This window comes from Phenylobacterium glaciei (genome assembly GCF_016772415.1).
Taxonomy (GTDB): Bacteria; Pseudomonadota; Alphaproteobacteria; order Caulobacterales; family Caulobacteraceae; genus Phenylobacterium; species Phenylobacterium glaciei.
Genome location: NZ_JAGSGD010000001.1, coordinates 284,290 through 306,587, shown reverse-complemented (window position 1 = coordinate 306,587; position 22,298 = coordinate 284,290). Strand labels below are relative to the sequence as shown.

The following is a 22,298-nucleotide window of genomic DNA, read 5'->3' as shown; positions in this document are numbered from 1 at the left end:
CCGGTGAGCCGGGCGCCCGACCTGGCGCGGGGCCTGGACCCCGCCAAGCTGCGCCCGGCCTTCGAGCGCTTCGGCCGCCTGCACCTGCCTGGGATCTTCGCACCCAAGGACGCGCAAGCCATCCACGCCGCCCTGGTCGCCGCCCCCTACCATCGTTCGCTGACGGCCTCGGGGAAGAGCTACGACATCGCCCTTGAGACGCTCGCCGCCATGCCGCCTGAGCGCCGGGCGGAGCTGGAGGCGGCGATCCTCGAGGGCGGCCGCACCGGCTTCCAGTATCAGTTCGACGCCTGGCGGCTGTCGGACCTGATGGAGGCGAACCAGAGGACCGGCGGCGTTCTGGCGCCCCTGGAAGGCGTCTACGACCTGCTCAACAGCGAGGCCTTCCTGGGTTTCGTGCGCACCCTGACCGGCGACGACGCTTGCGCCTATGCCGACGCCCAGGCCACCCGCTACCGGCCCGGCGACTTCCTCACCGCCCATGACGACGATGTGGCCGGCAAGCACCGGCTCTATGCCTATGTGCTGAACTTCACCCCCGCCTGGCGGCCCGACTGGGGCGGCCTGCTGGCCTTCCACGACGCCGACGGCCATGTCAGCGAGGCCTATACCCCCACCTTCAACGCGCTCAACATCTTCCGCGTCCCGCAGCAGCACGCGGTGACCCAGGTGGCGAGCTTCGCCGGCGCGCAGCGGTTCTCCATCACCGGGTGGATCCGTGAGCGCTGAAGCCCTTCCCGCCAAACCCGGCCTGTCGCCCAACCTGCACGGCGCCCTGTGGATGGTGGCCTCGGCCGTCGGTTTCACGGCCATGACCACCCTGATCAAGTATCTGGGGGACGACTATCCGGCCTCGCTGCAGACCTTCTACCGGCAGTTCTTCGGCTTCCTGATCATGCTGCCGGTGATCCTCAAACACCGCGGCGCGGCCTTCGCCACCACCCGACCCGGCATCCTGATCTTCCGCTCGGCGGCGGGCACGGTGGGGATGATCCTCTCCTTCTACGCCTTCCAGAAGATGCCGCTGGCCGACGCCAATGCCCTGTCCTTCACCCGCACCCTGTGGCTGGTGCCCCTGGCCTTCTTCGTGGTCCGCGAGCCGGTGGGACCCCTGCGTATCGGCGCGGCCGTAGTGGGCTTCGTCGGCGTGATGATCATGCTGCGGCCGGGCGCGGGCCACGCCTTCGCCATCGGTCTGCCGGCCATGGCCATGCTGGCCTCGTCCTTCCTGTTCGCGCTCACCATCACCGGCATGAAGGTGATGACGCGCGATCACGCCCCCATGGTGCTGCTGGTCTGGTCGGCGAGCCTGGGCCTTGTGCTCGCCCTCCCCGGCGCCTTCCTGGCCTGGCGCTGGCCCGAGCCCTTCGACCTGCTGCTGCTGGCGGCGATGGGTGTGCTGGGGACCATCACCCAGGGCTGCTACATCAAGGGCATGTCCATCGGCGACGCCGGCGCCATGGCCCCCATCGACTATATCCGGCTGGTGTTCACGGTGATCGTCGGCTTCGCCCTGTTCCAGGAGGTCCCGGGGATCTGGACCGTGGTGGGCGCCGGCGTGGTGGTGGTCTCCACCCTCTTCATCACCTGGCGCGAACACGCGGCGAACAAGGCGAAGATGGCGGCGGCGGCGCTGGTGCAGGCTGTCTAGCGACGGACGTCGGGCCGACGCTACGGCTTGATCCCGGCCACGATGGCGTCGATGAAGGGCGCCTTGGAGGCCAGATACTGGCCGATGCCGTCGGTGTTTTCCCGCTCCAGGCGCAGCTTCAACGCCTGGTATCTGGCGCGGTCGACGGGAGTCCGGCGCAAGTGATCCCTGAACTTCAGCATGTCGGCGATGCTTGGATGACCCTGGTCGCAGATGTGGAGCTTGTGCGTTCGGACACCGTTCAGGTCCCGTTTGAAGAAGCGGTGCCCCGCGGACAGGTCGCCGCCCCGGCGATAGCCCAGCTCTGCAAAACCCTTCGCCCACATCTCCGGAACATCCACCAGGTTGACCACGGCCAGGATGTCGATCTCCGGCTTCGCGGCCAGGTCTGGGACCGCGGTGCTTCCCACGTGATGCACCTCAACCACGTCGCGCCCGAAGACCTGGGCCAGACGCGCGGCTTCTTCGGCGTACATCCCCGGCCACCTGGGATCATAGGCCTGGATGGAACTGGTGAGGGCCATCCACCCAACCTATGCGGATCGATAGGCGCCTCCAAGGACGCGCCTGACGTGACTGCGGAATCGCTTGTGTAAAATTGAATTTGACCTGCTCGGCCGGAGAGCGGATGAAAGCACCATCGCTCGGCAAGGCCGAGCCCCGCCAGAGGCTGTCATGAAGCACGTAGCTCTTTCCATCGCCGCCGCCCTGCTTGCCTCCGCCCCGGCGCTGGCGCAACCGGCCGCGCCGCCCGCGCCGCAGTTCGTCCGGGGCGTCATCACCGCCGTCACCCCCACTTCGCTGAACCTGACTTCCCGTGAAGGCAAGAAGCTCACCGTCGGCCTGACCAAGGACTGGACCGTGCAGATCACCAAGTCCGTCACGGCGGCGCAGATCGTGCCCGGCAGCTTCATCGGCACAGCCGAGATGCCACAGAAGGACGGCACCGGCCGCTCGCTCGAGGTGCACGTCTTCCCGCCCGGCGTGAAGATGGGCGAGGGCCACTACGGCTGGGACCTGAAGAAGGGCTCGATGATGACCAACGGCACCGTCGGCAAGGTGGTCGCCAGCAAGTCCGGCAGCGCCTTCGACGTCAGCTATTCCACCGGCGTGCGCAAGATCGTCGTGCCGGCCAAGACCCCCATCGTGCAGATCGTCCCCGGCGCGCGGACCCTGGTCCAGCCCGGCTCCAAAGTGTTCATGGCCGCCATCCAGACCCCGAACGGCCTGATCACCAACAGCGTGGCGATCGGCGAGAACGGCAAGGCTCCGCCGATGTAAGGCGGGCCGCCATGCGCCCCGACAAGCCCCTGGAAGGCGGAGGCCTGCTGGTCTACCGCCACCCCGCCGTGGTGCGGATCACCCATTGGGTGAACCTCGCAAGCCTGGTGGTGCTGCTGCTCAGCGGCCTGCAGATCCTCTGCAGCCATCCGGCCTTCTACTGGGGCGAGACGGCGCGGTTCGCCGATCCCTTCGCGCAGATCGTCAGCGGGATGGGCAGCCAGGGCGAGCCGACGGGCCGGCTGATCGCGCCGGGGATCAACCTCGACACCACCGGCCTGCTGGGCGCGTCGGCCAGCGCGGACGGGTCGATGAGCGCGCGGGCCTTCCCCGCCTGGCTCACCCTGCCTCGCGAGCTCGACCTCGGGGCCGGGCGGCGCTGGCACTTCTTCTTCGCCTGGCTGTTCGTGCTGAACGGCGCGCTCTACCTGGCCACCGGCCTGATCAGCCGCAGGCTGCAGCGGGAGATGGTCCCCACCCGCGAGGACCTGGCCCACCTACCCAGAGCCATCGCCGACCACGCCCGCCTGAAATTCCCCCGCGGCGAGGACGCCCGGCGCTACAACGTCCTGCAGAAGCTGACCTACCTGCCCGTCGTGTTCGGACTGCTGCCGCTGATGCTGCTGACGGGCCTGGCCATGTCGCCGGCGGTGGACGCGCGCCTGCACCTGGCGATGCTCCTCGGCGGCCGGCAGACCGCGCGGACCCTGCACTTCCTCAGCACCAGCGGCATCCTGGCCTTTGTGGTTCTTCACGTCGTGATGGTGGTCCTGGCCGGGCCGGTGAATGAGCTGCGCTCCATGATCACCGGATGGTTCGTCCTCAAGCCTGAAACCCCTGAGAAGGACGCGCCATGACCGCCACCCGCAGAGCCTGGCTGCGCGGCGGCCTCACCACCGCCGTGGGCCTGACCGCCGCCGCCTGCGACAAGCTCACCCAGTCCCCCCAGGTCAACGCCACCCTGGACGGCGCCGAGGCCCTGAACCGGCGCCTGCACGGCCTGTTCGTCGGCCGCTCGGCCCTGGCCCGCGAGTACGACCGCAGCGCCATCTCGCCGGATTTCCGCGCCAACGGCACCACCAATCCCGACAGCGAGGACTACCAGGCCCTGGCGGCCAAGGGCTTCGCGGACTGGCGTTTGCAGATCGGGGGGCTGGTGGAGCGGCCCTTCAGCCTGTCCCTCGCGGAACTTCACGCCCAGCCGGCCCGCAGCCAGATCACCCGCCACGACTGCGTCGAGGGCTGGAGCAGCATCGCCCAATGGCGCGGCGCGCGGCTCGGCCCCCTGCTGAAGCGGGCGGGCCTCAAACCCCAGGCGCGCTACATCGCCTTCTTCTGCGCCGACACCCTGGAGCTGACCCTGGACGGCAGCGGCGACTATTACGAGACCATCGCCATCGCCGACGCCTTCCACCCCCAGACCATCCTGGCCTACGAGATGAACGACGCCCCCCTGCCGGTGGCGCACGGCGCGCCCGTCCGCCTGCGGCTGGAGCGGCAGCTGGGCTACAAGATGGCCAAGTACGTCATGCGCATCGAGGCCATCGACAGCTTCGCGGCGCTGGGCCGCGGCCGGGGCGGCTATTGGGAAGACCGCGGCTACCAGTGGTACGCCGGGATCTAGTCCTCGTCGGCCACCAGCTCGGCCAGGCCCGCCGCCAGCCGGGTCAGGGTGGCCTTCAGGGCCACGGCCTCCTCCGGGGGAAGCGGCAGTTGGCACAGCACCGTCCAGGGAATGTCGGCGGCCTTGGCCTTCAGGGCCGCGCCGGCGTCCGTCAGAGCGATCAGCACGCGGCGCTGGTCCTGCGGATCGCGGTCCCGCGTCACCAGGCCCGCACTCTCCAGCCGCTTGAACAGCGGCGTCAGAGTGCCTGAATCCAGGCTGAGCTTGCGACCCAGGCCGCCCACCGTCTGGGGCGAGGCCTCCCACAGGGCCATCATCGCCAGGTACTGCGGATAGGTCAGGCCCAGCGGCTCCAGCAGCGGCCGATAGAGCCGGCTCATCAGGTTGCCGGAACTGTAGAGGGCGAAGCAGAGCTGCAGGTCCAGGCGCAGCAGGTCGCCGACGTTCGCCGGCTTCGGCTGAGGTTTGGCGCGCTTGGCAGACGGGAGGCTCATCCTGAAAGGCTACCGGATCGGGGGCGGCCGGCCTAGTCGCCCTTCATCCGCGCCAGAAAGCCTTGGGCCGCCTCGCGGTGGCGGGGCTTCAGGTTCTTGCCCACCAGCGCCAACATGGCGGCGAACACCGCCGCATCGTCCGTGAAGCCGATCACGCCGAGGATGTCGGGGATCGCATCGGTCGGCAGGACGAAATAGGCCAGCGCCGCCATCATCAGCCCCTTGGCCGCCTTGGGTGTCGTGGGGTCGCGGGCGCAGTACCAGACCGAGAGCACGTCGTCGGCGAACGGGATCTTGGCCGCCACCTTGCGGAACTTGGGCCAGAAGCCCTGCGCCACCCGCTGCTCATTGACCTTCTGCACCGCCGGGACCAGGGCGTGCTTGGGGTCGATCGCCGCGGTGGCGTCGAAACCGGCGCCATTGACGTTGGGTGACGCTTTTGACTTGCCGCTCATCGGGCTAAAGCCTCGGGTGAAACAAGACCTGATCTAAACAGAACCGGGAGCGACGCGTCCATGAAACTCAATTCCTCTATCGCCGCGGTTGTCACCGGCGGCGCCTCGGGCCTCGGCGAAGCCACGGTCCGCCAGCTGGCGGCGCACGGCGTCAAGGTGGCCATCTTCGACATGAACGAAGCAACTGGCGAAGCGGTCGCAAAAGATGTCGGCGGCGTCTTCTGCAAGTGCAACGTCACCTCGGAAGAGGAAGTCGACGCGGCCTTCGCCAAGGCCCGCGCCGCCCACGGCCAGGAACGCATCCTGGTCAACTGCGCCGGCACCGGCAACGCCATCAAGACCGCCGGCCGCGACAAGGCCACTGGCGCCACCAAGCACTTCCCCCTCGACGCCTTCAACCTGATCATCCAGATCAACCTGGTGGGCACCTTCCGCTGCATCGCCAAGTCGGCGAAGGGCATGCTGGACCTGGAGCCCCTGGAGGACGGCGAGCGCGGCGCCATCGTCAACACCGCCTCGGTGGCGGCCGAGGACGGCCAGATGGGCCAGGCGGCCTATTCGGCCTCCAAGGGCGGCGTGGTCGGCATGACCCTGCCCATCGCCCGTGACCTCGCCAGCGAAGGCATCCGGGTCAACACCATCCTGCCCGGCATCTTCGACACCCCGCTGATGCGCGGCGCCCCGGAAGCCGTGAAGCAGGCCCTGGCCAATTCCGTGCCCTTCCCCAAGCGCCTCGGCCAGGCCGACGACTATGCGCAACTGGCCCTGACCATGATCACCAACGGCTACTTCAACGGTGAAGACGTCCGTCTGGACGGCGCCATCCGCATGGCTCCGCGCTGATCTGAACCGCCCGCGGCGGAGGGAACCGTAAGGCCACGCTTTACGTTCCCTCCGATAAGGGGTTCGGTGTGTCCGAAACCCTGAGTGGGGGCATTTTCGCGTTATGATTGGTCGGTGGGCGCAGCGTTTCGCAGTCGCGATCAAACGCCCGTCCGTCGGCTATCTGGCCGCCACAGCCGCCGTCTCCGTCGCGGTTGTCCTGCGCGAATTGGCAGGCCTGCTGATGGCGCTGCCCCCCAACTACATGGCCTTCTATCCCGCCGTCCTGTTCGCCACCCTTGTGGCAGGTCTGCGGGGCGGCCTGCTCGCCACGGCGTTGAGCGCCGGCGCGGTCTGGATTCTCTGGTTGCCCAAGGCGCCGATGGAGGAGTCCTGGCGGCAGCAGCATGTTCAATTGCTCCTCTTTGTCGTCACCGCCGCCTTGACCGTCGCTATCGCCAAGGCGCTGCGCCTGGCGGTTCAGGAGGGCGCGACGGTGGAGGCGCGGTTCCGCATTTTCCAGGAACAGGCCCTGGACGGCTTTGTGATCATGGAGCCGGTGCGCGAGGCGGGCCGCGTGACCGACTTCGTCTGGGCCTACGCCAATCCCGCCGCGGACCGCATGGCGCCGGCCGGTCAGGGCTTGGCCGGACGCCGGGTGAGCGAGGTCTTCACCGGTGACACCACCATCGAAATGATCGAGCGCCTGCGCAAGGCGCTGGAGGCCGGCGTCCCCGACGAGATGGATGTCCGCCGCGTCATCGACGGCCAGGAACGGTGGATACGCTCCAGCGCCATGAAACTGGGGGAAGGCCTGGCGGTCAGCTTCCACGACGTCACAGACCAGCGCCTCGCCGACCAGGCGGTCCGCGCCGCTGAGGAAGAGGCCCGTCGCAGCCGCGACGAGTTCGAGCACATCGCCAACGCCGCCCCGGTGATGATCTGGATGAGCGGCCCGAGCATGGGCGCCATCTGGTTCAACGCCTCCTGGCTGGCCTTCACCGGCCGGCGGATGGAGGAAGAACTGGCTCGAGGCTGGCTTGAAGAAGTCCACCCCGAGGACCGCGCCCGGGTCCTGGCGACCTATGACGAGCATTTCGCGGCCCGCAGCCGGGCGCGGCTGGAGTACCGCATCCTGCGCCACGACGGCGCCTATCGCTGGATCGACGAAGCCGCCGCCCCGCGCTTCGACCGCGATGGCAAGTTCCTCGGCTATATCGGCTCCTGCTCCGACATCACCGACCGCAAGACCGCTGAGACCCAGCTGCGCGGCGGAGAGGCCCGGGTCCGCGCCCTGGTAGACTCCCTGCCCCAGCTGCTGTGGTCGGCGCGGCCCGACGGCGACTTCGATTACTTCAGCCCCCAGTGGATCGACTTCACCGGCGTCCCCGCCGCCCAGCACCTGGGGGACAAGTGGCTGGACGCGGTCCACCCCGACGACCGCGACGACCTGCAGGGCGCCTGGTCCCAGGCCATCAAGGGCGGCCTGCCCTTCGATCTGGAGCACCGGCTGCGCCGCCACGACGGGGTCTGGCGCTGGTTCAATGCGCGCGCCTCGGCTATCCGCGAGGAGGACGGCACGATCCGCCGCTGGTTCGGCTCCTCCTCCGACGTCACCGAGATCGTCGAGGCCCGCCGCCACCTGGAGGAACGCGTCGCCGAACGCACCCGCGAACTGGAAGCCAGCCTGGAGGAACGCGCCCGGGCCGAGGCCGCGCTCGCCCAGGCCCATCGCCTGGAGACCGTCGGCCGTCTGACGGGCGGCGTGGCCCACGACTTCAACAACCTGCTGACCGTGGTTATCGGCGGGCTGGACATGATCCTGAAGAACCCGGCCGACACCGCCCGGGTCAAGCGCCTGTCGGAGGCGGCGCTCGCCGCCGGCCGTCGCGGCGAACGCCTGACCCGGCAGTTGCTGGCCTTCTCACGCCGCCAGGAGCTGAAGCTGGAGGTGGTGGATGTCGGCGCCCTGATTGAGCAGGTCGAGCCCCTGGTGCGCCGCGCCGTCGGCGAATCCATCGACCTGACCGTGGACTGCGAGGCCGGCGTCGGCGCCACCCGCCTGGACCCCGCCCAGTTCGAGGCCGCCCTGCTGAACCTGGTGGTCAACGCCGCCGATGCGGTGGAAGGCCACGGCAGGATCGAGATCCTCACCCGCCGCCTGACCTTGGCGCAGGGTCAGGTCTCGGGCGCGACACCCGGTGACTACGTGGCCGTCAGCGTCGCCGACACGGGTACAGGCATGAGCGCCGAGGTGCTGCGGCGCGCCTTCGAGCCCTTCTTCACCACCAAGGAAGTGGGCAAGGGCACGGGTCTCGGTTTGGCCCAGGTCTATGGCTTCATGAGCCAGTGCGGCGGGGCCGTGGCCATCGACTCACGGCCCGGCGAAGGGACCACCGTCACCCTCTACGTGCCGGCCGTGGACGCCGCACCCACGGTTGAAGCGCCGCGCGAACCCAGCGACGATAGCTGGGCGGCCGGAACCTCCATTCTGCTGGTGGAGGACGACGCCGCCGTCCGCGCCGTCACCGAGAGCCTGCTGCAGGAGATGGGCTGCGACGTGACCACCGATGTCGACGGGCCCTCGGCCATGGCCCGCCTGAAGACCGGCCAGGCCTTCGACCTGCTGATCTCCGATATCGTCATGCCCGGCGGCATGAACGGGGTAGAGCTGGCCAGCTGGACCCGCAGCCAGCGCCCCGGCCTGCCCATCGTGCTCACCACCGGCTATGCGGGCGACGAGTTTGCCGAAGGCGGCGCGGAGATCACTTGGCCCGTGGTCCGCAAGCCCTTCCGGGCCGAGCAGCTCAGCGCCGCCGTGCGCGAAGCCCTGGCCCGGGCCTCCACCTAGGGTCTCACGCCGGGATTTGATCTGACCCAAAGCGCCTGACCGGAACAGACCGACAGGGGAGCCGTTCTCCTCAGGCAACGAAAGCCCGAAAGGCGCACCATGACCCAAGAGCAGAAGAACGACGGCTCCCAGCCCGGCGTGATGGGCGACGGCACCGAGGAACAGAACCTCGGCCAACCGGGTAATCCCAAGGCCCGCATCACTGAGGACGAGGTGAAGGAAGCCTTCAAGGACGCCCCGGCCGACAAGCCGAAATAGTCCCCCTACTGCGAGGCGCCGCGCCCCTCGACCCGGACAAGGTCCACCAGCACGTCGCCTCGCACCAGGTGCAGCAGGTCATAGCGATCGATCGTCGGGTCGCAGTGCGGCGCCGTGAACTCCACCCGCTCGCCCCGCGCCACGGCCCTGTGGCGGGGCCGCGTGACCATGCCGTGCTCGTCGCCGAAGAACCGATACTTGGAACCCGCCCAGGCCTCGCCCAGCGGCTCAGGCTCCGGGCCGTCGGTGGCGAAGGCCTTTAGCCCCGCGTCCACCGTCACCCAGCGTTCGGCGTTGGCGCTGATCACCCGGGCCTGGACCATCAGGCTCGTCTCGAAGGCCCCGTCGTCGTCATCGCCCAGGGCCTCGCGGTACTCGCGGTCCATGAAGGCGTAGGAGCCGGCCTGGATCTCGTTCAGAATCCCCTGCGCCGCGTCGGCGGAGAAGGTGCCGGTGCCACCGCCCGTGATCAGGCTGAACACATGGCCCTGGGCCCGCAGCGCTGCGGCGACCTCCGTCAACTTGCCGATCCCGTCGGCCACAGCGGCGGTGCGTTCGTTGGCGCCGGCCATGTGCTGCCAGTGACCGCCATAGCCCTGGATTCCCAACAGCTTCAGCGACGGCTGGGCGATGATCGCCGCGCCCACCGCCACGCCTTGGTCGACGCTGGCGACGCCGGTCCGGCCCATGCCCAGGTCCACGTCGAGGACCACGCGCACGGTGACGCCCGCCGCCTGGGCGGCTTCCCCGATCTCGGTCGCGCCATCGGGATGATCGACGGTGATGGCGAAATCCGGGTCGATCCCAGCCAGCCTGGCCGCGCGCGCCGCCGAGGGCTGCCCCGCCAGGGACGAGGTGATCAGGATGCCGCGGATGCCCGCCGCCGACAGGGCCTCGGCCTCGGCCAGCTTGGCGCAGCAGACCCCGACCGCGCCGGCCGCGATCTGCCGCCGCGCCAGGGCCGCGCACTTGTGCGACTTGGCATGGGGCCGCAGGACCAGACCCGCCGCCTTCGCCCGCGCCGCCATACGCGCCACGTTGCGATCGAAGGCGTCGAGATCGATGACACCGGCTGGGGTGGGGATCTGATACCGCGAGCCCGGCTGGCCGATCAGGGCCAGGGAGAGCGCCGTGGAGGGGCGGTCGGCCAGGGCGCCGAGCTCGGCGGTGATGGCCTCGAGGGGGCGTTCGCTGGTCATCGGCGGCTACGCTTCAGGCCGCCCATCAGGCCGCGGATGATCTCGCGGCCCGCCGTGCTGGCCACGGTGCGCAGCAGCTGTTTGGCGAAGGGCTCACCCATGGACTGGCGGCTGGAGGCGCGCGCCGCCGGACGACGGGCGGGCGCGGGATCGTCGCCCCAGGGCTGCGCCGGCGCGGGTCGGCTCTGCTGAACCGGCGGGGCGGCGGCGGCTTCCGAGGCGGCGGTGGCGCGGGCGGCCAGCTTCTCGAAGGCCGATTCCCGGTCCTGGGCTTCATCGTAGAGCCCGTGCACAGGGCTGGCGGCCATCACCGCCGTGCGCTCCGCCGGGGTCAGGGGTCCAAGCCGGGAATTGGGCGGCCGGATCATCGTCTTCTGCACCATGGTCGGCGCGCCCTTCTCGTCCAGCATCGAAACCAGGGCCTCGCCGACCCCCAGGGCCTGGATCGCCTCGGCGGTGTCGAAGGCCGGATTGGCGCGGAAGCTGTCGGCGGCGGCCTTCAGGCCCCGCTGCTCAACGGGGGTATAGGCCCGCAAGGCATGCTGGATGCGGTTGCCCAGCTGACCCAGCACGGTCTCGGGAATATCGGCCGGGTTCTGGGTGACGAAATAGACTCCGACCCCCTTGGACCGGATCAGGCGAACCACCTGTTCCACCTTTTCCAGCAGCGGCTTGGGGGCGTCGCGGAACAACAGGTGGGCCTCGTCGAAGAAGAAGGCCAGCTTGGGCTTGTCGGGGTCGCCGACCTCGGGCAGCTCCTCGAACAGCTCGCTCATCAGCCACAGCAGGAAGGTGGCGTAGAGCCTGGGGCTGGCGATCAGCTTGTCGGCGGCCAGGATGTTCACATAGCCGCGCCCCGCGCCGTCCGTGCGCATCAGGTCGGAAAGTTTCAGCGCCGGTTCGCCGAACAGATTGGCCCCCCCTGGTCCTCCAGGGTCAGCAGCTTGCGCTGGATGGTGGCCACGGTGGCGGCCGAGACGTTGCCGTACCGGGCGCCCAGTTCCTTGGCGTGGTCGGAGGTGTAGGTGAGTGCGGCCTGCAAATCCTTCAGGTCCAGCAGCAGCAGGCCCTCGGCGTCGGCGGCGCGGAACACCACCGACAGCACGCCCTCCTGCACGTCGTTGAGCTCCAGCATGCGGGAGATCAGCAGCGGTCCCATCTCCGAGACCGTGGCGCGGATCGGATGGCCCTGCTCGCCGAACAGATCCCAGAACACCACCGGGGCCGCGGCCGGGTGCAGTTCCAGGTTCATGGCGGCCGCGCGGGCCAGCATCTTTTCGTTGGGCGCGCCGGGCGCGGCGATCCCGCAGAGGTCGCCCTTCACATCGGCGGCGAAGACCGGCACGCCGGCGTCCGACAGTCCCTGGGCCAAGGCCTGCAGGGTGACGGTCTTGCCGGTGCCGGTGGCCCCGGCCACCAGGCCGTGACGGTTGGCGCGGTCCAGCCGCAGGCTTTCAGGATGATCGGAAAACCCGATCAGGACGCCGTCGTCGGCCATGAGAATGCTCCGTGGAACTGCGCCGCCACGCTATCGCCCGCGCGCCTGCGTCGCCACGGGCAAGCGTAAACAATTGTCACGTGGGAGTTCATTTCGCCAAACTCGCGCGTTGTGGCTCAGCCTTGCCCGGCGGACGTCAAAACCGGCGAACAACGCAGCTTCATCTCCCGGAAATCAGCGTAGACAGCGTTGATTGACGCCACCTTCGACCCCGAGGACAGTCGGCTCCATGCCCGCCGCCGAACCGACCATCAACGTCTCCCGCATCTGCCTGGTCACCCTGGCGGTGATCGCCGTGGGCGCGACCATCTACTGGATGGCCGACATCCTCACCCCGCCGGCCATGGCCATGTTCCTGGCCATCGTCATCGACGGCTTCGCCCGGGTCCTGAACCGGCGCTTCAAGTGGCTGCCCACCAGGGCCGCCATGCCGCTGGCCCTGGTGGTCTCCATCCTGCTGTTCGGCAGCGCCCTGTTCGTCATCGCCGATAACGGGGCCAGCTTCGCCACCCAGCTGGTCACCTATGTCCCCAAGCTGAACAAGCTGATCGCCCAGGTCGCCAATGTGGCCGGGGTCGACGTCGCCCCCACCATCGACCAGCTGTTCCGGCGTCTCGACCCGACGAAGTACCTGGGGGACGTGGCCCGGGGAATCCAGAACTTCGCCTCCAACGCCATCTTCATCCTGATCTATCTCGGCTTCATCATCGCCTCGCGGCACGCCTTCGAGCGCAAGCTGGTGGGACTGTCCTCCAACCGGGCCGCCCGGCGAGAGGCGGTGGAGGCTTTCCACCGGATCCGCGACGGGGTGGAGCAGTACCTCTGGGTGCAGACCGTCACCGGCCTGATGATCGCCGTCGGCTCCTGGGTGGTGATGGCGGTTCTGGGCCTCGACAACGCGGTGTTCTGGGCCTTCCTGATCTTCATCGCCTCCTACATCCCGATCATCGGCGGGGCGGTGGGCATCCTGGCGCCCCCGATCTTCGCCCTGATCCAGTTCGAGCCCATCTGGCCGGCCATCGTCCTGCTGGCGGTGCTGCAGACCATCCAGTTCGTCGTGGGCAATGTGGTGCTGCCCCGGATGCAGGGACAGAGCCTGAACATCGACCCGCTGGTGGTGCTGCTCAGCTTGGCCTTCTGGGGCGCCATCTGGGGGGTGGCCGGCATGTTCCTGTCCACCCCGCTGACGGTGATGGCCATGGTCATCCTCGCCCAGTTCGACGGAACCCGCTGGGTCGCAGTGCTATTGTCCGCCGACGGGGAGCCCGAGAAACTGCGAGACCGGAAGGCCGGGATCGCCCCTGACGAAACGCCGAAACCGAAACGCAAGCCCGCCGTCACGCAAGCGTGAGACGGGGCGCAAGACCGGGGTCTTAAACTTGGCCGTTCAATGCCTATCTGAGAGTGGCTCGGGCCCAACCCGACTCCTCACCGCCCGCTTTCTCAGCCCCCGGGCGACGCGAGGACCGAGTGTTCCGCCACACCCCCTTGGCGGAACCAGGCGCCGCCGGACACTCTCCTCCGGCGGCGTTCTCGCGTCCGGAGCATGCCCATGACCCGCCGGTCCAAGTCCGCCAACGCCCTCATCAAGGCCTTCCTCGCCCTGGTCCCCGAGACCGAGGCCAGCCGCGCCTTCATCGGACAGGCGGCGGCTGACGCGGCGCCTGACGAATTGCCGGAGCTACCGCCGGAAAACCTGGCCGCAGCGCTGGCCGATTTCTGGACCTTCGCCGAAACCCGCAAGGGCAAGGCCCCAGCTATCCGCCTGGTGCATGGGCAGGCCGGCCTCGACTGGCTGGAGATCGTGCAGGACGACGCCCCCTTCCTGGTGGACAGCATCATGGGGGAGATCGGCGACCAGGGCCTGTCGGTCCGCGCCATGTTCCATCCCATCGTCAGCGTCGCTCGCGACAAGAAGGGTTTGCGCGCGCAAAGCGGGACGCCGCGCCGGGAATCCATGATCCAGGTGGTGCTGGAGACCGTGGGCAAGGACCGCGAGGCCGCCCTGCTGACCGGCCTGAAGACCACGCTCGCCGACGTCCGCGCCTCCGTGGACGACTTCCCGGCCATGCTGGACCTGATGGCCCGCGCCATCACCGAGCTGCAGGCCGCGCCGAAGAGCGAGGTCCGCGACGAGGACGTCGCCTTCCTGTCCTGGCTGCACGACGAGCACTTCGTCTATCTGGGCGCCCGGGTCTACGAATACCCGCGCCTCAAGAACGGCGACTACGCGCCGGAAGAACCCCTATACCAGCCGGAAGACGGCCTGGGCGTGCTGCGTGATCCCGAACGCACCGTCCTGCGCCGGTCCTCCGAGCCGGCCGTGCTGACCGCCCAGATCCGCTCGCGCCTCACCGACCCCCCCGTGACGGTGGCCAAGTCCAATGTCCGCTCCCGCGTCCACCGTCGCGGCTACATGGACTATGTGGGGATCAAGCGGTACGGCGCCGACGGCAAGCCCTGCGGCGAGATCCGCTTCGTCGGCCTGTTCACCTCCGAGGCCTATGACGAGCCAGCCCGCGACGTGCCGCTGCTGCGGGCCAAGGTCGCCAATCTGCTTGCCAAGGCTGGAGCGACCCCGGGCAGCCACAACGAAAAACGGCTGCGCAACATCGTCGAGAACCACCCGCGCGATGAGCTCTTCCAGGCCAGCGAGGCCGACCTGCTGGCCACCGCGCTTGCCGTCCTGCACCTCTACGACCGGCCCCGCGTACGGCTGTTTGAGCGCCCCGACCCCTATGACCGTTTCGCCTCGGTCCTGCTGTATGTGCCCCGCGAGCGCTACGATTCCGAATTGCGAGCCAAGGCCGGCGAACTGCTGGCCCGCGCCTACGGCGGCCGGGTCTCGGCCTATTACCCCTATTTCTCCGACGCGCCCCTGGCCCGGGTCCATTTCATCATCGGCTTCACGCCGGGAGACCATCTCCACCCCGACCTCAAGGCGGTGGAGGCGGAGATCGCCAACGCCAGCCGCACCTGGGAGGATCGCTTCGACGCCGCCGTCCGCGCCAGCGGCCGGGCCACGGCCGAGGTCGCCGACCTGTTGACCCGCTATGCCGGGGCCTTCCCCGCCGGCTATCGCGACCGCTATGACGCCGCCGAGGCCCTGGCCGATCTCGCGGTGATCGACAGCCTGGAGCCCGAGGAACCCGTGCGGGTCCGCGCCTATCGCCGCGCCAGCGACGGCAAGACCCAGTTCCGCTTCAAGCTCTATAGGCCAGCGGCCCCCGCGCCGCTCGCCGATGTCCTGCCGATCCTGGAGAACATGGGCCTGAAGGCCATGGTGGAGACCGGCTTCCCGGTCACCCGCGCCGCCGCCCAGCCGGTCTGGATCCACGACTTCGAGCTGGACGACGAACGCGGCGAGCATCTGGTCTTCGCCGAGGTGAAGGCCGCCTTCGAATACGCCTTCGTCGCCATCTGGAGCGGCAGGACCGAGAACGACGGCTTCAACCGCCTGGTGCTGGAGCTGTCCATCACCTGGCGCGACGCCGCCCTGATCCGGGCGCTGGCCCGCCACCGCCAGCAGTCGGGCCTCGATCCCAGCCAGCGGGTGCAGGAAGAGGCCCTGTCAGCCCATCCCGGCGTCGCCCGCCTGATCCTGGATCTGTTCCGCACCAAGTTCCATCCGGCCATCAAGGCCAGCCTGGAAGCCCGCAAGACCCAGGCCGACGCGGTGATGGCCGAGATCGTCGAGGCCCTGCAGCTGGTGGAAAGCCTGGACGACGACCGGGTGCTGCGCCGCCTGGCCCTGCTGGTGGGCGCCATCAAGCGCACCAACTACTACCAGCCCAATCCCGACGGTTCGTCCAAGCCCTACATCAGCTTCAAGGTGGCGTCGGGCGAGCTGGCCGACCTGCCCCTGCCCAAGCCGTTCCGAGAGATCTTCGTCTGGGCCACCCATGTCGAGGGCGTCCACCTGCGCTTCGGTCCGGTGGCGCGCGGCGGCCTGCGCTGGAGCGATCGGCGCGACGACTTCCGCACCGAGGTCCTGGCGCTGGCCAAGGCGCAGAACACCAAGAACGCGGTCATCGTCCCCGTCGGCTCCAAGGGCGGCTTCTATCCCAAGCAGCTGCCGAAGGGCGGGACGGCGGAAGCCATCCGCACCGAGGGCATCCGGGCCTACACGACCTTCCTGCAGGGCCTGCTGGACATCACCGACAACCTGACCCCGGCCGGCAAGGTCATCCATCCCGAGAACGTCGTGGTCCACGACGCCGACGATCCCTATCTCGTCGTCGCCGCCGACAAGGGCACCGCCACCTTCTCCGACATCGCCAACGGCATCGCCGAGTCTTACGGCTTCTGGCTGGGGGACGCCTTCGCCTCGGGCGGGTCGGCGGGCTACGACCACAAGGTCATGGGCATCACCGCCCGCGGCGCCTGGGAAGCGGTCAAGCGCCACTTCCGCGAACTCGGCAAGGACATCCAGACGCAGCCCTTCACCGTCGTCGGCGTCGGCGATATGTCGGGCGACGTGTTCGGCAACGGCATGCTGCTGTCGCCGGTGATCAGGCTGCAGGCGGCCTTCGACCACCGCCATATCTTCCTCGATCCCGATCCGGACACCGCCAAGAGCTATGCCGAGCGGGCGCGCATGTTCGAGCTGCCGCGCTCCTCGTGGGACGACTATGACCGCAAGCTGATCTCCAAGGGCGGCGGGGTCTTCCCGCGAAACCTGAAGTCCATCCCGCTCTCCAAGGAGGTGCGGGCCATGCTGGAGATCACCGCGGAGACCGCGACGCCCGCCGAACTGCTCAGCGCCATCCTCAAGGCGCCGGCCGAGCTGCTCTATCTCGGCGGCATCGGCACCTATGTGAAGGCCCGCACCGAGGGCCATCTCGAGGTGGGCGACAAGACCAACGACGCCCTGCGGGTCAATGGGTCGGACCTGCAGGTCAAGGTGGTGGGCGAAGGTGCGAACCTCGGCCTCACCCAGGCCGGCCGCATCGAGTTCGCCCTCAAGGGCGGCAAGATAAACACCGACGCCATCGACAACTCCGCCGGGGTCGATAGCTCCGACCACGAGGTCAACATCAAGATCGCCACCGGTATTCTTGAACGAACAGGAATTCTCACTCGGCCGAAGCGCGACAAGCTGCTGAAGTCGATGACCGGTGACGTGGCCGCCCATGTGCTCGCCCACAACTACGACCAGACCCTGGCCCTGTCGCTGATGGACCTGGATTCCGTCGGCGAGCTGGAGCCCCACGCCCGCTTCATGACCGGTCTGGAGGCCGCCGGCCGCCTGGACCGCGCCGTGGAGGGCCTGCCCGACGCCACCGTCATCACTGCGCGCACCGACGCCGGCCTCGGCATGACCCGGCCCGAGGAGGCGGTGCTGCTGGCCTATGGCAAGCTGGAGCTGTCCCACGACCTCGTGGCCTCGTCCGCGCCGGATGACCCGCACTTCGAGGCGGTGCTGGAGGGCTACTTCCCCAAGGGGCTTCGCAAGTACGACGACGCTCTTCGCAAGCACCGCCTGCGCCGCGAGATCATCGCCACCGTGGTGGCCAATGACGTGATCAACCGTTGCGGCCCGAGCTTCCCCTCACGCCTGATGGCGGCGGCCTCCTGCGATGTGCGGGCCTTCGTCACCGGCTACGAGGCCGCCAAGGCCGTGCTGGACCTGCCCGCCCTCTGGGACGCGGTCGCAGCCCTCGACCCCAAGATTCCGGGCCAGACCCCGGCCGCCGGCCAGATGGCCCTGTTCCGCCGCCTGGCCTACACCCTGCGCGGGGAAAGCTTCTGGCTGGCCCGGCGCGCAGGCCGAACCGGCGCCGACGTCGCGGCCTTGATCAAGCGCTATGGTCCCGGCACCGCGATCCTGCGCAAGCTGGGGCCCGAGGTGCTGTCGGAGGTCGAACAGACCCGCACCCTCGGCCAGATCGCCAAGCTGGTGGAGGCCGGCGCGCCCGACGCGCTGGCCGCCCAGGTGGCCAACTTGCAGCCGCTCACCACGGCGGTGGATCTCGTTGACCTGGCCGAGGCCTCCTCCTGGGCCCTGCCCAATGTGGCCAGGCTCTATCACCAGACCGGCGCGGTCTTCGCCTTCGACCGCCTTCGCGCGGCGGCGGGGGGCTTCACGGCCGGCGACGCCTTCGAGCGCACCGCGGTCCGCCGCCTGCTGGAGGACCTGCTGGCCGAGCAGGCGGTGCTGACGAGGTCGATCATGGCCTTCGCCGCCAGCGCCCAGGCGGGCGAAACCCCGGAGGCGGCCCGCAAGGCCATCGCCTCCTGGACCGCCCTACGCCGCGACGCCGCCCAGGCCGCCTCCAAATCCATCGCCGAGATCGAGGCGGCCGGCGGCGGCTGGACCTTCGCCAAACTCACCATCGCCAACGCCGCCCTGCGGGAACTGGCGGCCAGCGCGACGGTGGAGAAGAAGGGCTAGGCGGAGAGCTCGGCCCGGCGGCACCAGCGGTCGAGGTCGCGCTCGCGGCCCATCAGGGCCAGGCCCGAGGCGATGGACTCCAGCTCGCTGCCGCTCTCGATGCGGTCGGAGTCGAACCGCCGGTGGAAGATCGCCCGCACCGCCGGCACCAGGGACGAGCCGCCGGTCAGGAAGATGCGGTCGATCTGGCCGGGCGCCAGCCCAGCCTCGGCCAGGGCCTCGTCGACGGCAGTCTCGATCAGGCCGAGCTCCGGCGAAATCCAGCCCTCAAACTCCGCACGTTCAACGTCGCGGACGATCTCGATGCTGCCGGCCTGGAAGCGGAACTGGGCCGAGGCGTCCCGCGACAGGGCCTCCTTCAGCCGGCTCACCGAGCGGTACAGCAGGTAGCCGTAGTTCTCGTCCAGGGTCTCCACCAGCCGGGCGATCTTGTCGGGCTCCACGGCCTCGCGCACCAGCTTGCGGATCTCCCGCATGTCGCGGCTGGCCCGCATCAGGGCCAGCTGGTCCCAGCGGGCGAAGGTGGAATAGTAGCGGTTGGGGATCGGCAGGGTCTTGCCGAACGACCGGTAGCTCGAGCCCTTGCCCAGTTCCGGCGAGACCAGGTGGTCGATGATCCGGTAGTCGAAGGCGTCGCCGGCCACGCCCACGCCTGAGCGCCCCAGGGGCGTGGACTGGATCTCGCCGTCCTGGCGGCTGAAGCGGATGATCGAGAAGTCGCTGGTGCCGCCGCCGAAGTCGCCCACCAGCACGGTGGCGTCGGCCTTCAGTTCACGGGCGAAGAAGAAGGCCGCCCCCACCGGCTCGTAGGCGTAGAGGATGTCCTTGAACCCGAGACGCGCGAAGGCGGTCTCGTAGCGGCGCAGGGCGAGCTCCGGATTGGGCGCCCCGCCGGCGAAGGTCACCGGCCGCCCGACGATCACGCGGTCAGGCATATTCGCCAGGCCTGACCCCGCATGGTCGCGCAGCTTCAACAGGAAGGCCGAGAGCAGGTCCTCGAACTGGTAGCGGCGCCCGAGTATCTGGGTCTCGGTGAAGCTTTCGGAGGCCGCGAAGCTCTTGAAGGACTGGATGAAGCGGGTCTCCAGCGGGTCTTCGACATAGGCGTCGATGGCCCAGGGGCCGGCCTCCACCGTGCGGTCGTTGGGCCGCTCGGCCGGGGCATGGAAGCTGATCGCCGAGCGGAAGGCGAAGAGCTCTCCTTCCGGCGCCGGGAAGTTGACGAGCGTGGCCGGACCCTCGCCACCCGCCAGGGCGACGACCGTGTTGGTGGTCCCGAAATCGATGCCGATCGTACCGGCCATGCCGCGCAATCCTTAGAACGGGTGAGAGGCGACGGATCGCCACCCACCCAACGGCGCGCGACCCGCTTAGTTCGTGAGCACGGCCCGGCGCATTACGCCTGAGCCTCCACCAGGTCCTGCTCGTAGGCGGCCACGGTGGCCATCTGCAGGATGCGGCTGACCGAAGCCGAGAGCGGGCAGATCTGCACCGATTTCGACAGGCCCAGCAGCAGGGGGCCGATCACCGTCGCCCCGCCGACGGCCTGCACCAGCTGGGTGGAGATGGCGGCCGAGTGGATGGCCGGCATGATCAGGACATTGGCGGGCCCGGTCAGGCGCATGAACGGGTAGTTGACCCGCTTCTCGGGATCGAGCGCCAATTCCGGCGGCATCTCGCCCTCGTATTCGAAGTCGACGTCCATCTCATCGAGTATGGCCACGGCGTCGCGCACCTTCTCGCTCCGTTGCCCCATGGGGTTGCCGAAGGTGGAATAGGACATGAAGGCCAGGCGCGGGGTGTAGCCGAGGGTCGCCACGGTGCGGGCCGCCTGCAGGGCGATCTCCACCAGTTCGTCGGCCTCGGGCATCTCGGTGACGTTGGTGTCGGCGATAAACAGGGTGTGACCCTTGGCCAGGACCACGCTCATGCCCATGACCCGGCCGTCCGGCAGCGGGTCGATCACCTGCAGAACCTCTTCCAGCACCTGGTCGTAGGAGCGGGTGACACCGGTGACCATACCGTCGGCGTGGCCCAGCGCCACCATCGAGGCGGCGAAGGAGTTGCGGTCCTGGTTGATCAGCCGCTGGACGTCGCGCTTCAGGAAGCCCTGCCGCGCCAGACGGCTGTAGAGGTACTCGACATATTGCGGGTTTTTGTCCGACAGCCGGGCATTGATGATCTCCAGCTTCACGACCTCGGGGTCGAGACCGGCGAGCGTCATGTTCTCGCGCACCAGGTCCTCGCGGCCCACCAGCACGGCCTGGCCGAGGCCGGCGCTCTCGAAGGCGTAGGCCGCCCGGATCACGCTGGGCTCCTCGCCCTCGGCGAACACGATGCGCTTCTTGGGCGCCGCCTGGACCGTCCCCTGCAGCTTCTGCAGGAAGGCCGCCGTGGGGTCGAGCCGCTGGGCCAGGGAGGCCCGGTAGGCGTCCATGTCCTCGATGGGCTTGCGGGCGACACCGGTGTCCATGGCCGCCTGGGCCACGAAGGGCGGAATGTACCAGATCAGCCGGGGATCGAAGGGCGAGGGGATGATGTACTGCGGGCCGAACTTCAACTGCTCGCCGTGATAGGCGGCGGCGACCTCGTCGGGAACATCCTCGCGGGCGAGCTGGGCCAGCGCATTGGCGCAGGCGATCTTCATCTCAAGGTTCACCCGGCGGGCGCGCACGTCCATGGCGCCGCGGAAGATGTAGGGGAAGCCCAGGACATTGTTGACCTGGTTGGGATAGTCGCTGCGCCCGGTGCCGACGATGGCGTCGGGGCGCACGGCGTGCACCTCTTCCGGCAGGATCTCAGGGTCGGGATTGGCCATGGCGAAGATCAGCGGATTGGGCGCCATCTTCATGATCATCTCTTGGGTCAGCACGCCCTTGGCTGACAGGCCCAGGAAGACGTCCGCGCCCACCAGGGCCTCGGCCAGCGTCCGGGCGTCGGTGTCGACGGCGTGGGCCGACTTCCACTGGTTCATGCCGGCGGTGCGGCCACGATAGATCACCCCGGTATTGTCCACGGCGATGCAGTTTTCGCTGCGCACGCCCATGGCCTTCATCAAATCCAGGCTGGCGATCCCCGCCGCGCCGGCCCCGCACAGCACCACCTTCACGTCCTTCAGGTCGCGGCCGGTGATGTGGCAGGCATTGATCAGGCCCGCGCAGGAAATAATCGCCGTGCCATGCTGGTCGTCGTGGAACACCGGGATATCCAGCAGTTCCTGCAGCTCGGTCTCGATGCGGAAGCACTCGGGGCTCTTGATATCCTCAAGATTGATGCCGCCGAAGGTCACGCCGATGTTCTTGATCACCGTGATGACCTCGTCCGGATCGGTGGCCGAGACCTCGATGTCGATGGAGTCCACGTCGGCGAAGCGCTTGAAGAGCACGCTCTTGCCCTCCATCACCGGCTTGGCGGCCAGCGCCCCCAGATTGCCCAGGCCCAGGATCGCCGTTCCGTTGGAGATCACCGCCACCAGGTTGCCCTTGGACGTATAGTCGTAGGCCAGCTCGGGATTCTCGGCGATGGCCAGCACCGGCACCGCGACGCCCGGGGAATAGGCTAAGGACAGGTCGCGCTGGGTCGCCATCGGCTTGGTGGCGACGATCGCGATCTTCCCGGGCGTCGGGTACTTGTGGAAGCTGAGGGCTTCCTCATCGGTGAAGGTGCGTTTTTCGTCGCTCATAGGGGCGGCGTGTCCTTGCGGCGCTGGGGCTTTTGAATGAAGGGCGCCAACCTACAGAGGCCGGCGCCTTGAAACAACCTGTCGCGGCT

16 protein-coding genes and 1 pseudogene are annotated in these 22,298 nt (G+C 68.7%); 10 read left to right on the top strand and 7 right to left on the bottom strand.

The window, feature by feature from the left end; all coding sequences use genetic code 11:
• Nucleotides 1–3 precede the first annotated feature (3 nt).
• Both JKL49_RS01465 and JKL49_RS01460 read left to right on the top strand, forming a co-directional pair.
• Nucleotides 4–729 (top strand): 2OG-Fe(II) oxygenase, encoded by a 726-nt coding sequence (locus tag JKL49_RS01465; protein WP_215337746.1) that lies wholly within the window; start codon nucleotides 4–6, stop codon nucleotides 727–729.
• A gap of 52 nt (nucleotides 730–781) precedes the next feature.
• Complete coding sequence (locus JKL49_RS01460; protein WP_215342640.1) at nucleotides 782–1,651, top strand: DMT family transporter; 870 nt, start codon at nucleotides 782–784, stop codon at nucleotides 1,649–1,651.
• A gap of 20 nt (nucleotides 1,652–1,671) precedes the next feature.
• Here the strand turns inward: JKL49_RS01460 and JKL49_RS01455 are convergent, their stop codons facing one another.
• Entirely contained in the window at nucleotides 1,672–2,175 is a 504-nt protein-coding gene (locus JKL49_RS01455; RefSeq protein ID WP_215337744.1) for a GrpB family protein, read from the bottom strand.
• Between the two features lie 151 nt (nucleotides 2,176–2,326).
• Between JKL49_RS01455 and JKL49_RS01450 the strand changes: the two genes are divergently transcribed.
• From JKL49_RS01450 to JKL49_RS01440, 3 genes are read left to right on the top strand one after another with little or no spacing between them, the layout of a single operon-like run.
• Entirely contained in the window at nucleotides 2,327–2,932 is a 606-nt protein-coding gene (locus JKL49_RS01450; protein ID WP_215337743.1) for a hypothetical protein, read from the top strand.
• Nucleotides 2,933–2,943: 11 nt separating this feature from the next.
• Entirely contained in the window at nucleotides 2,944–3,789 is an 846-nt protein-coding gene (locus JKL49_RS01445; RefSeq protein WP_215337742.1) for a cytochrome b/b6 domain-containing protein, read from the top strand.
• Nucleotides 3,786–4,556 carry a molybdopterin-binding protein gene (locus tag JKL49_RS01440; protein ID WP_215337741.1) on the top strand — a complete coding sequence of 257 codons (771 nt, stop codon included), beginning with the start codon at nucleotides 3,786–3,788 and terminating at the stop codon, nucleotides 4,554–4,556. Before JKL49_RS01445 ends, JKL49_RS01440 begins: the two co-directional genes overlap by 4 nt.
• Here the strand turns inward: JKL49_RS01440 and JKL49_RS01435 are convergent.
• A complete protein-coding gene (locus JKL49_RS01435; RefSeq protein ID WP_215337740.1) occupies nucleotides 4,553–5,050 on the bottom strand; it encodes a MarR family winged helix-turn-helix transcriptional regulator in 498 nt (165 codons plus the stop codon). The genes JKL49_RS01440 and JKL49_RS01435 overlap by 4 nt on opposite strands.
• A 32-nt stretch (nucleotides 5,051–5,082) precedes the next feature.
• On the bottom strand, nucleotides 5,083–5,505 hold the full coding sequence (locus JKL49_RS01430; RefSeq protein WP_215337739.1) for a YkvA family protein: 423 nt from the start codon (nucleotides 5,503–5,505) through the stop codon (nucleotides 5,083–5,085).
• A 60-nt stretch (nucleotides 5,506–5,565) separates the two neighbouring features.
• Here JKL49_RS01430 and JKL49_RS01425 point away from each other — a divergent pair, with 60 nt between their 5' ends.
• From JKL49_RS01425 to JKL49_RS01415, 3 genes are all read left to right on the top strand, one after another.
• The gene (locus JKL49_RS01425) at nucleotides 5,566–6,348 is read left to right on the top strand and encodes an SDR family NAD(P)-dependent oxidoreductase (protein ID WP_215337738.1); all 783 of its coding nucleotides are present in this window, start codon (nucleotides 5,566–5,568) and stop codon (nucleotides 6,346–6,348) included.
• Nucleotides 6,349–6,571: 223 nt separating this feature from the next.
• Nucleotides 6,572–9,178: a PAS domain-containing protein gene (locus tag JKL49_RS01420; protein WP_215337737.1), complete on the top strand. Its 2,607-nt coding sequence runs from the start codon at nucleotides 6,572–6,574 to the stop codon at nucleotides 9,176–9,178.
• 99 nt (nucleotides 9,179–9,277) lie between these two features.
• Nucleotides 9,278–9,436 carry a hypothetical protein gene (locus JKL49_RS01415; RefSeq protein WP_215337736.1) on the top strand — a complete coding sequence of 53 codons (159 nt, stop codon included), beginning with the start codon at nucleotides 9,278–9,280 and terminating at the stop codon, nucleotides 9,434–9,436.
• A gap of 5 nt (nucleotides 9,437–9,441) precedes the next feature.
• Here the strand turns inward: JKL49_RS01415 and JKL49_RS01410 are convergent, their stop codons facing one another.
• Nucleotides 9,442–10,635 (bottom strand): DSD1 family PLP-dependent enzyme, encoded by a 1,194-nt coding sequence (locus tag JKL49_RS01410; protein ID WP_215337734.1) that lies wholly within the window; start codon nucleotides 10,633–10,635, stop codon nucleotides 9,442–9,444.
• Nucleotides 10,632–12,133: pseudogene (locus tag JKL49_RS01405) on the bottom strand (helicase HerA-like domain-containing protein). The gene JKL49_RS01410 and the pseudogene JKL49_RS01405 overlap by 4 nt, the downstream one beginning before the upstream one ends.
• A 229-nt stretch (nucleotides 12,134–12,362) precedes the next feature.
• On the opposite strand from JKL49_RS01405, the gene JKL49_RS01400 reads away from it, so the two are divergent.
• Both JKL49_RS01400 and JKL49_RS01395 read left to right on the top strand, forming a co-directional pair.
• The gene (locus JKL49_RS01400) at nucleotides 12,363–13,484 is read left to right on the top strand and encodes an AI-2E family transporter (protein WP_215337732.1); all 1,122 of its coding nucleotides are present in this window, start codon (nucleotides 12,363–12,365) and stop codon (nucleotides 13,482–13,484) included.
• Between the two features lie 201 nt (nucleotides 13,485–13,685).
• Complete coding sequence (locus JKL49_RS01395; RefSeq protein WP_249778004.1) at nucleotides 13,686–18,527, top strand: NAD-glutamate dehydrogenase; 4,842 nt, start codon at nucleotides 13,686–13,688, stop codon at nucleotides 18,525–18,527.
• Here JKL49_RS01395 and JKL49_RS01390 read toward each other — a convergent pair.
• Complete coding sequence (locus JKL49_RS01390; RefSeq protein ID WP_215337728.1) at nucleotides 18,524–19,831, bottom strand: Hsp70 family protein; 1,308 nt, start codon at nucleotides 19,829–19,831, stop codon at nucleotides 18,524–18,526. The two genes, JKL49_RS01395 and JKL49_RS01390, sit on opposite strands and share 4 nt — an antisense overlap.
• A 92-nt stretch (nucleotides 19,832–19,923) precedes the next feature.
• Entirely contained in the window at nucleotides 19,924–22,209 is a 2,286-nt protein-coding gene (locus JKL49_RS01385; RefSeq protein WP_215337726.1) for an NADP-dependent malic enzyme, read from the bottom strand.
• Nucleotides 22,210–22,298: the final 89 nt, after the last annotated feature.

What these genes read in the sequence shown, in the direction of transcription:
- JKL49_RS01460 (WP_215342640.1), top strand. Translation starts at nt 782, where the DNA reads ATGGTGGCCTCGGCCGTCGGTTTCACGGCCATGACCACCCTGATCAAG.
- JKL49_RS01455 (WP_215337744.1), bottom strand. Translation starts at nt 2,175, where the DNA reads ATGGCCCTCACCAGTTCCATCCAGGCCTATGATCCCAGGTGGCCGGGG.
- JKL49_RS01450 (WP_215337743.1), top strand. Translation starts at nt 2,327, where the DNA reads ATGAAGCACGTAGCTCTTTCCATCGCCGCCGCCCTGCTTGCCTCCGCC.
- JKL49_RS01445 (WP_215337742.1), top strand. Translation starts at nt 2,944, where the DNA reads ATGCGCCCCGACAAGCCCCTGGAAGGCGGAGGCCTGCTGGTCTACCGC.
- JKL49_RS01440 (WP_215337741.1), top strand. Translation starts at nt 3,786, where the DNA reads ATGACCGCCACCCGCAGAGCCTGGCTGCGCGGCGGCCTCACCACCGCC.
- JKL49_RS01435 (WP_215337740.1), bottom strand. Translation starts at nt 5,050, where the DNA reads ATGAGCCTCCCGTCTGCCAAGCGCGCCAAACCTCAGCCGAAGCCGGCG.
- JKL49_RS01430 (WP_215337739.1), bottom strand. Translation starts at nt 5,505, where the DNA reads ATGAGCGGCAAGTCAAAAGCGTCACCCAACGTCAATGGCGCCGGTTTC.
- JKL49_RS01425 (WP_215337738.1), top strand. Translation starts at nt 5,566, where the DNA reads ATGAAACTCAATTCCTCTATCGCCGCGGTTGTCACCGGCGGCGCCTCG.
- JKL49_RS01420 (WP_215337737.1), top strand. Translation starts at nt 6,572, where the DNA reads ATGGCGCTGCCCCCCAACTACATGGCCTTCTATCCCGCCGTCCTGTTC.
- JKL49_RS01415 (WP_215337736.1), top strand. Translation starts at nt 9,278, where the DNA reads ATGACCCAAGAGCAGAAGAACGACGGCTCCCAGCCCGGCGTGATGGGC.
- JKL49_RS01410 (WP_215337734.1), bottom strand. Translation starts at nt 10,635, where the DNA reads ATGACCAGCGAACGCCCCCTCGAGGCCATCACCGCCGAGCTCGGCGCC.
- JKL49_RS01400 (WP_215337732.1), top strand. Translation starts at nt 12,363, where the DNA reads ATGCCCGCCGCCGAACCGACCATCAACGTCTCCCGCATCTGCCTGGTC.
- JKL49_RS01395 (WP_249778004.1), top strand. Translation starts at nt 13,686, where the DNA reads ATGACCCGCCGGTCCAAGTCCGCCAACGCCCTCATCAAGGCCTTCCTC.
- JKL49_RS01390 (WP_215337728.1), bottom strand. Translation starts at nt 19,831, where the DNA reads ATGGCCGGTACGATCGGCATCGATTTCGGGACCACCAACACGGTCGTC.
- JKL49_RS01385 (WP_215337726.1), bottom strand. Translation starts at nt 22,209, where the DNA reads ATGAGCGACGAAAAACGCACCTTCACCGATGAGGAAGCCCTCAGCTTC.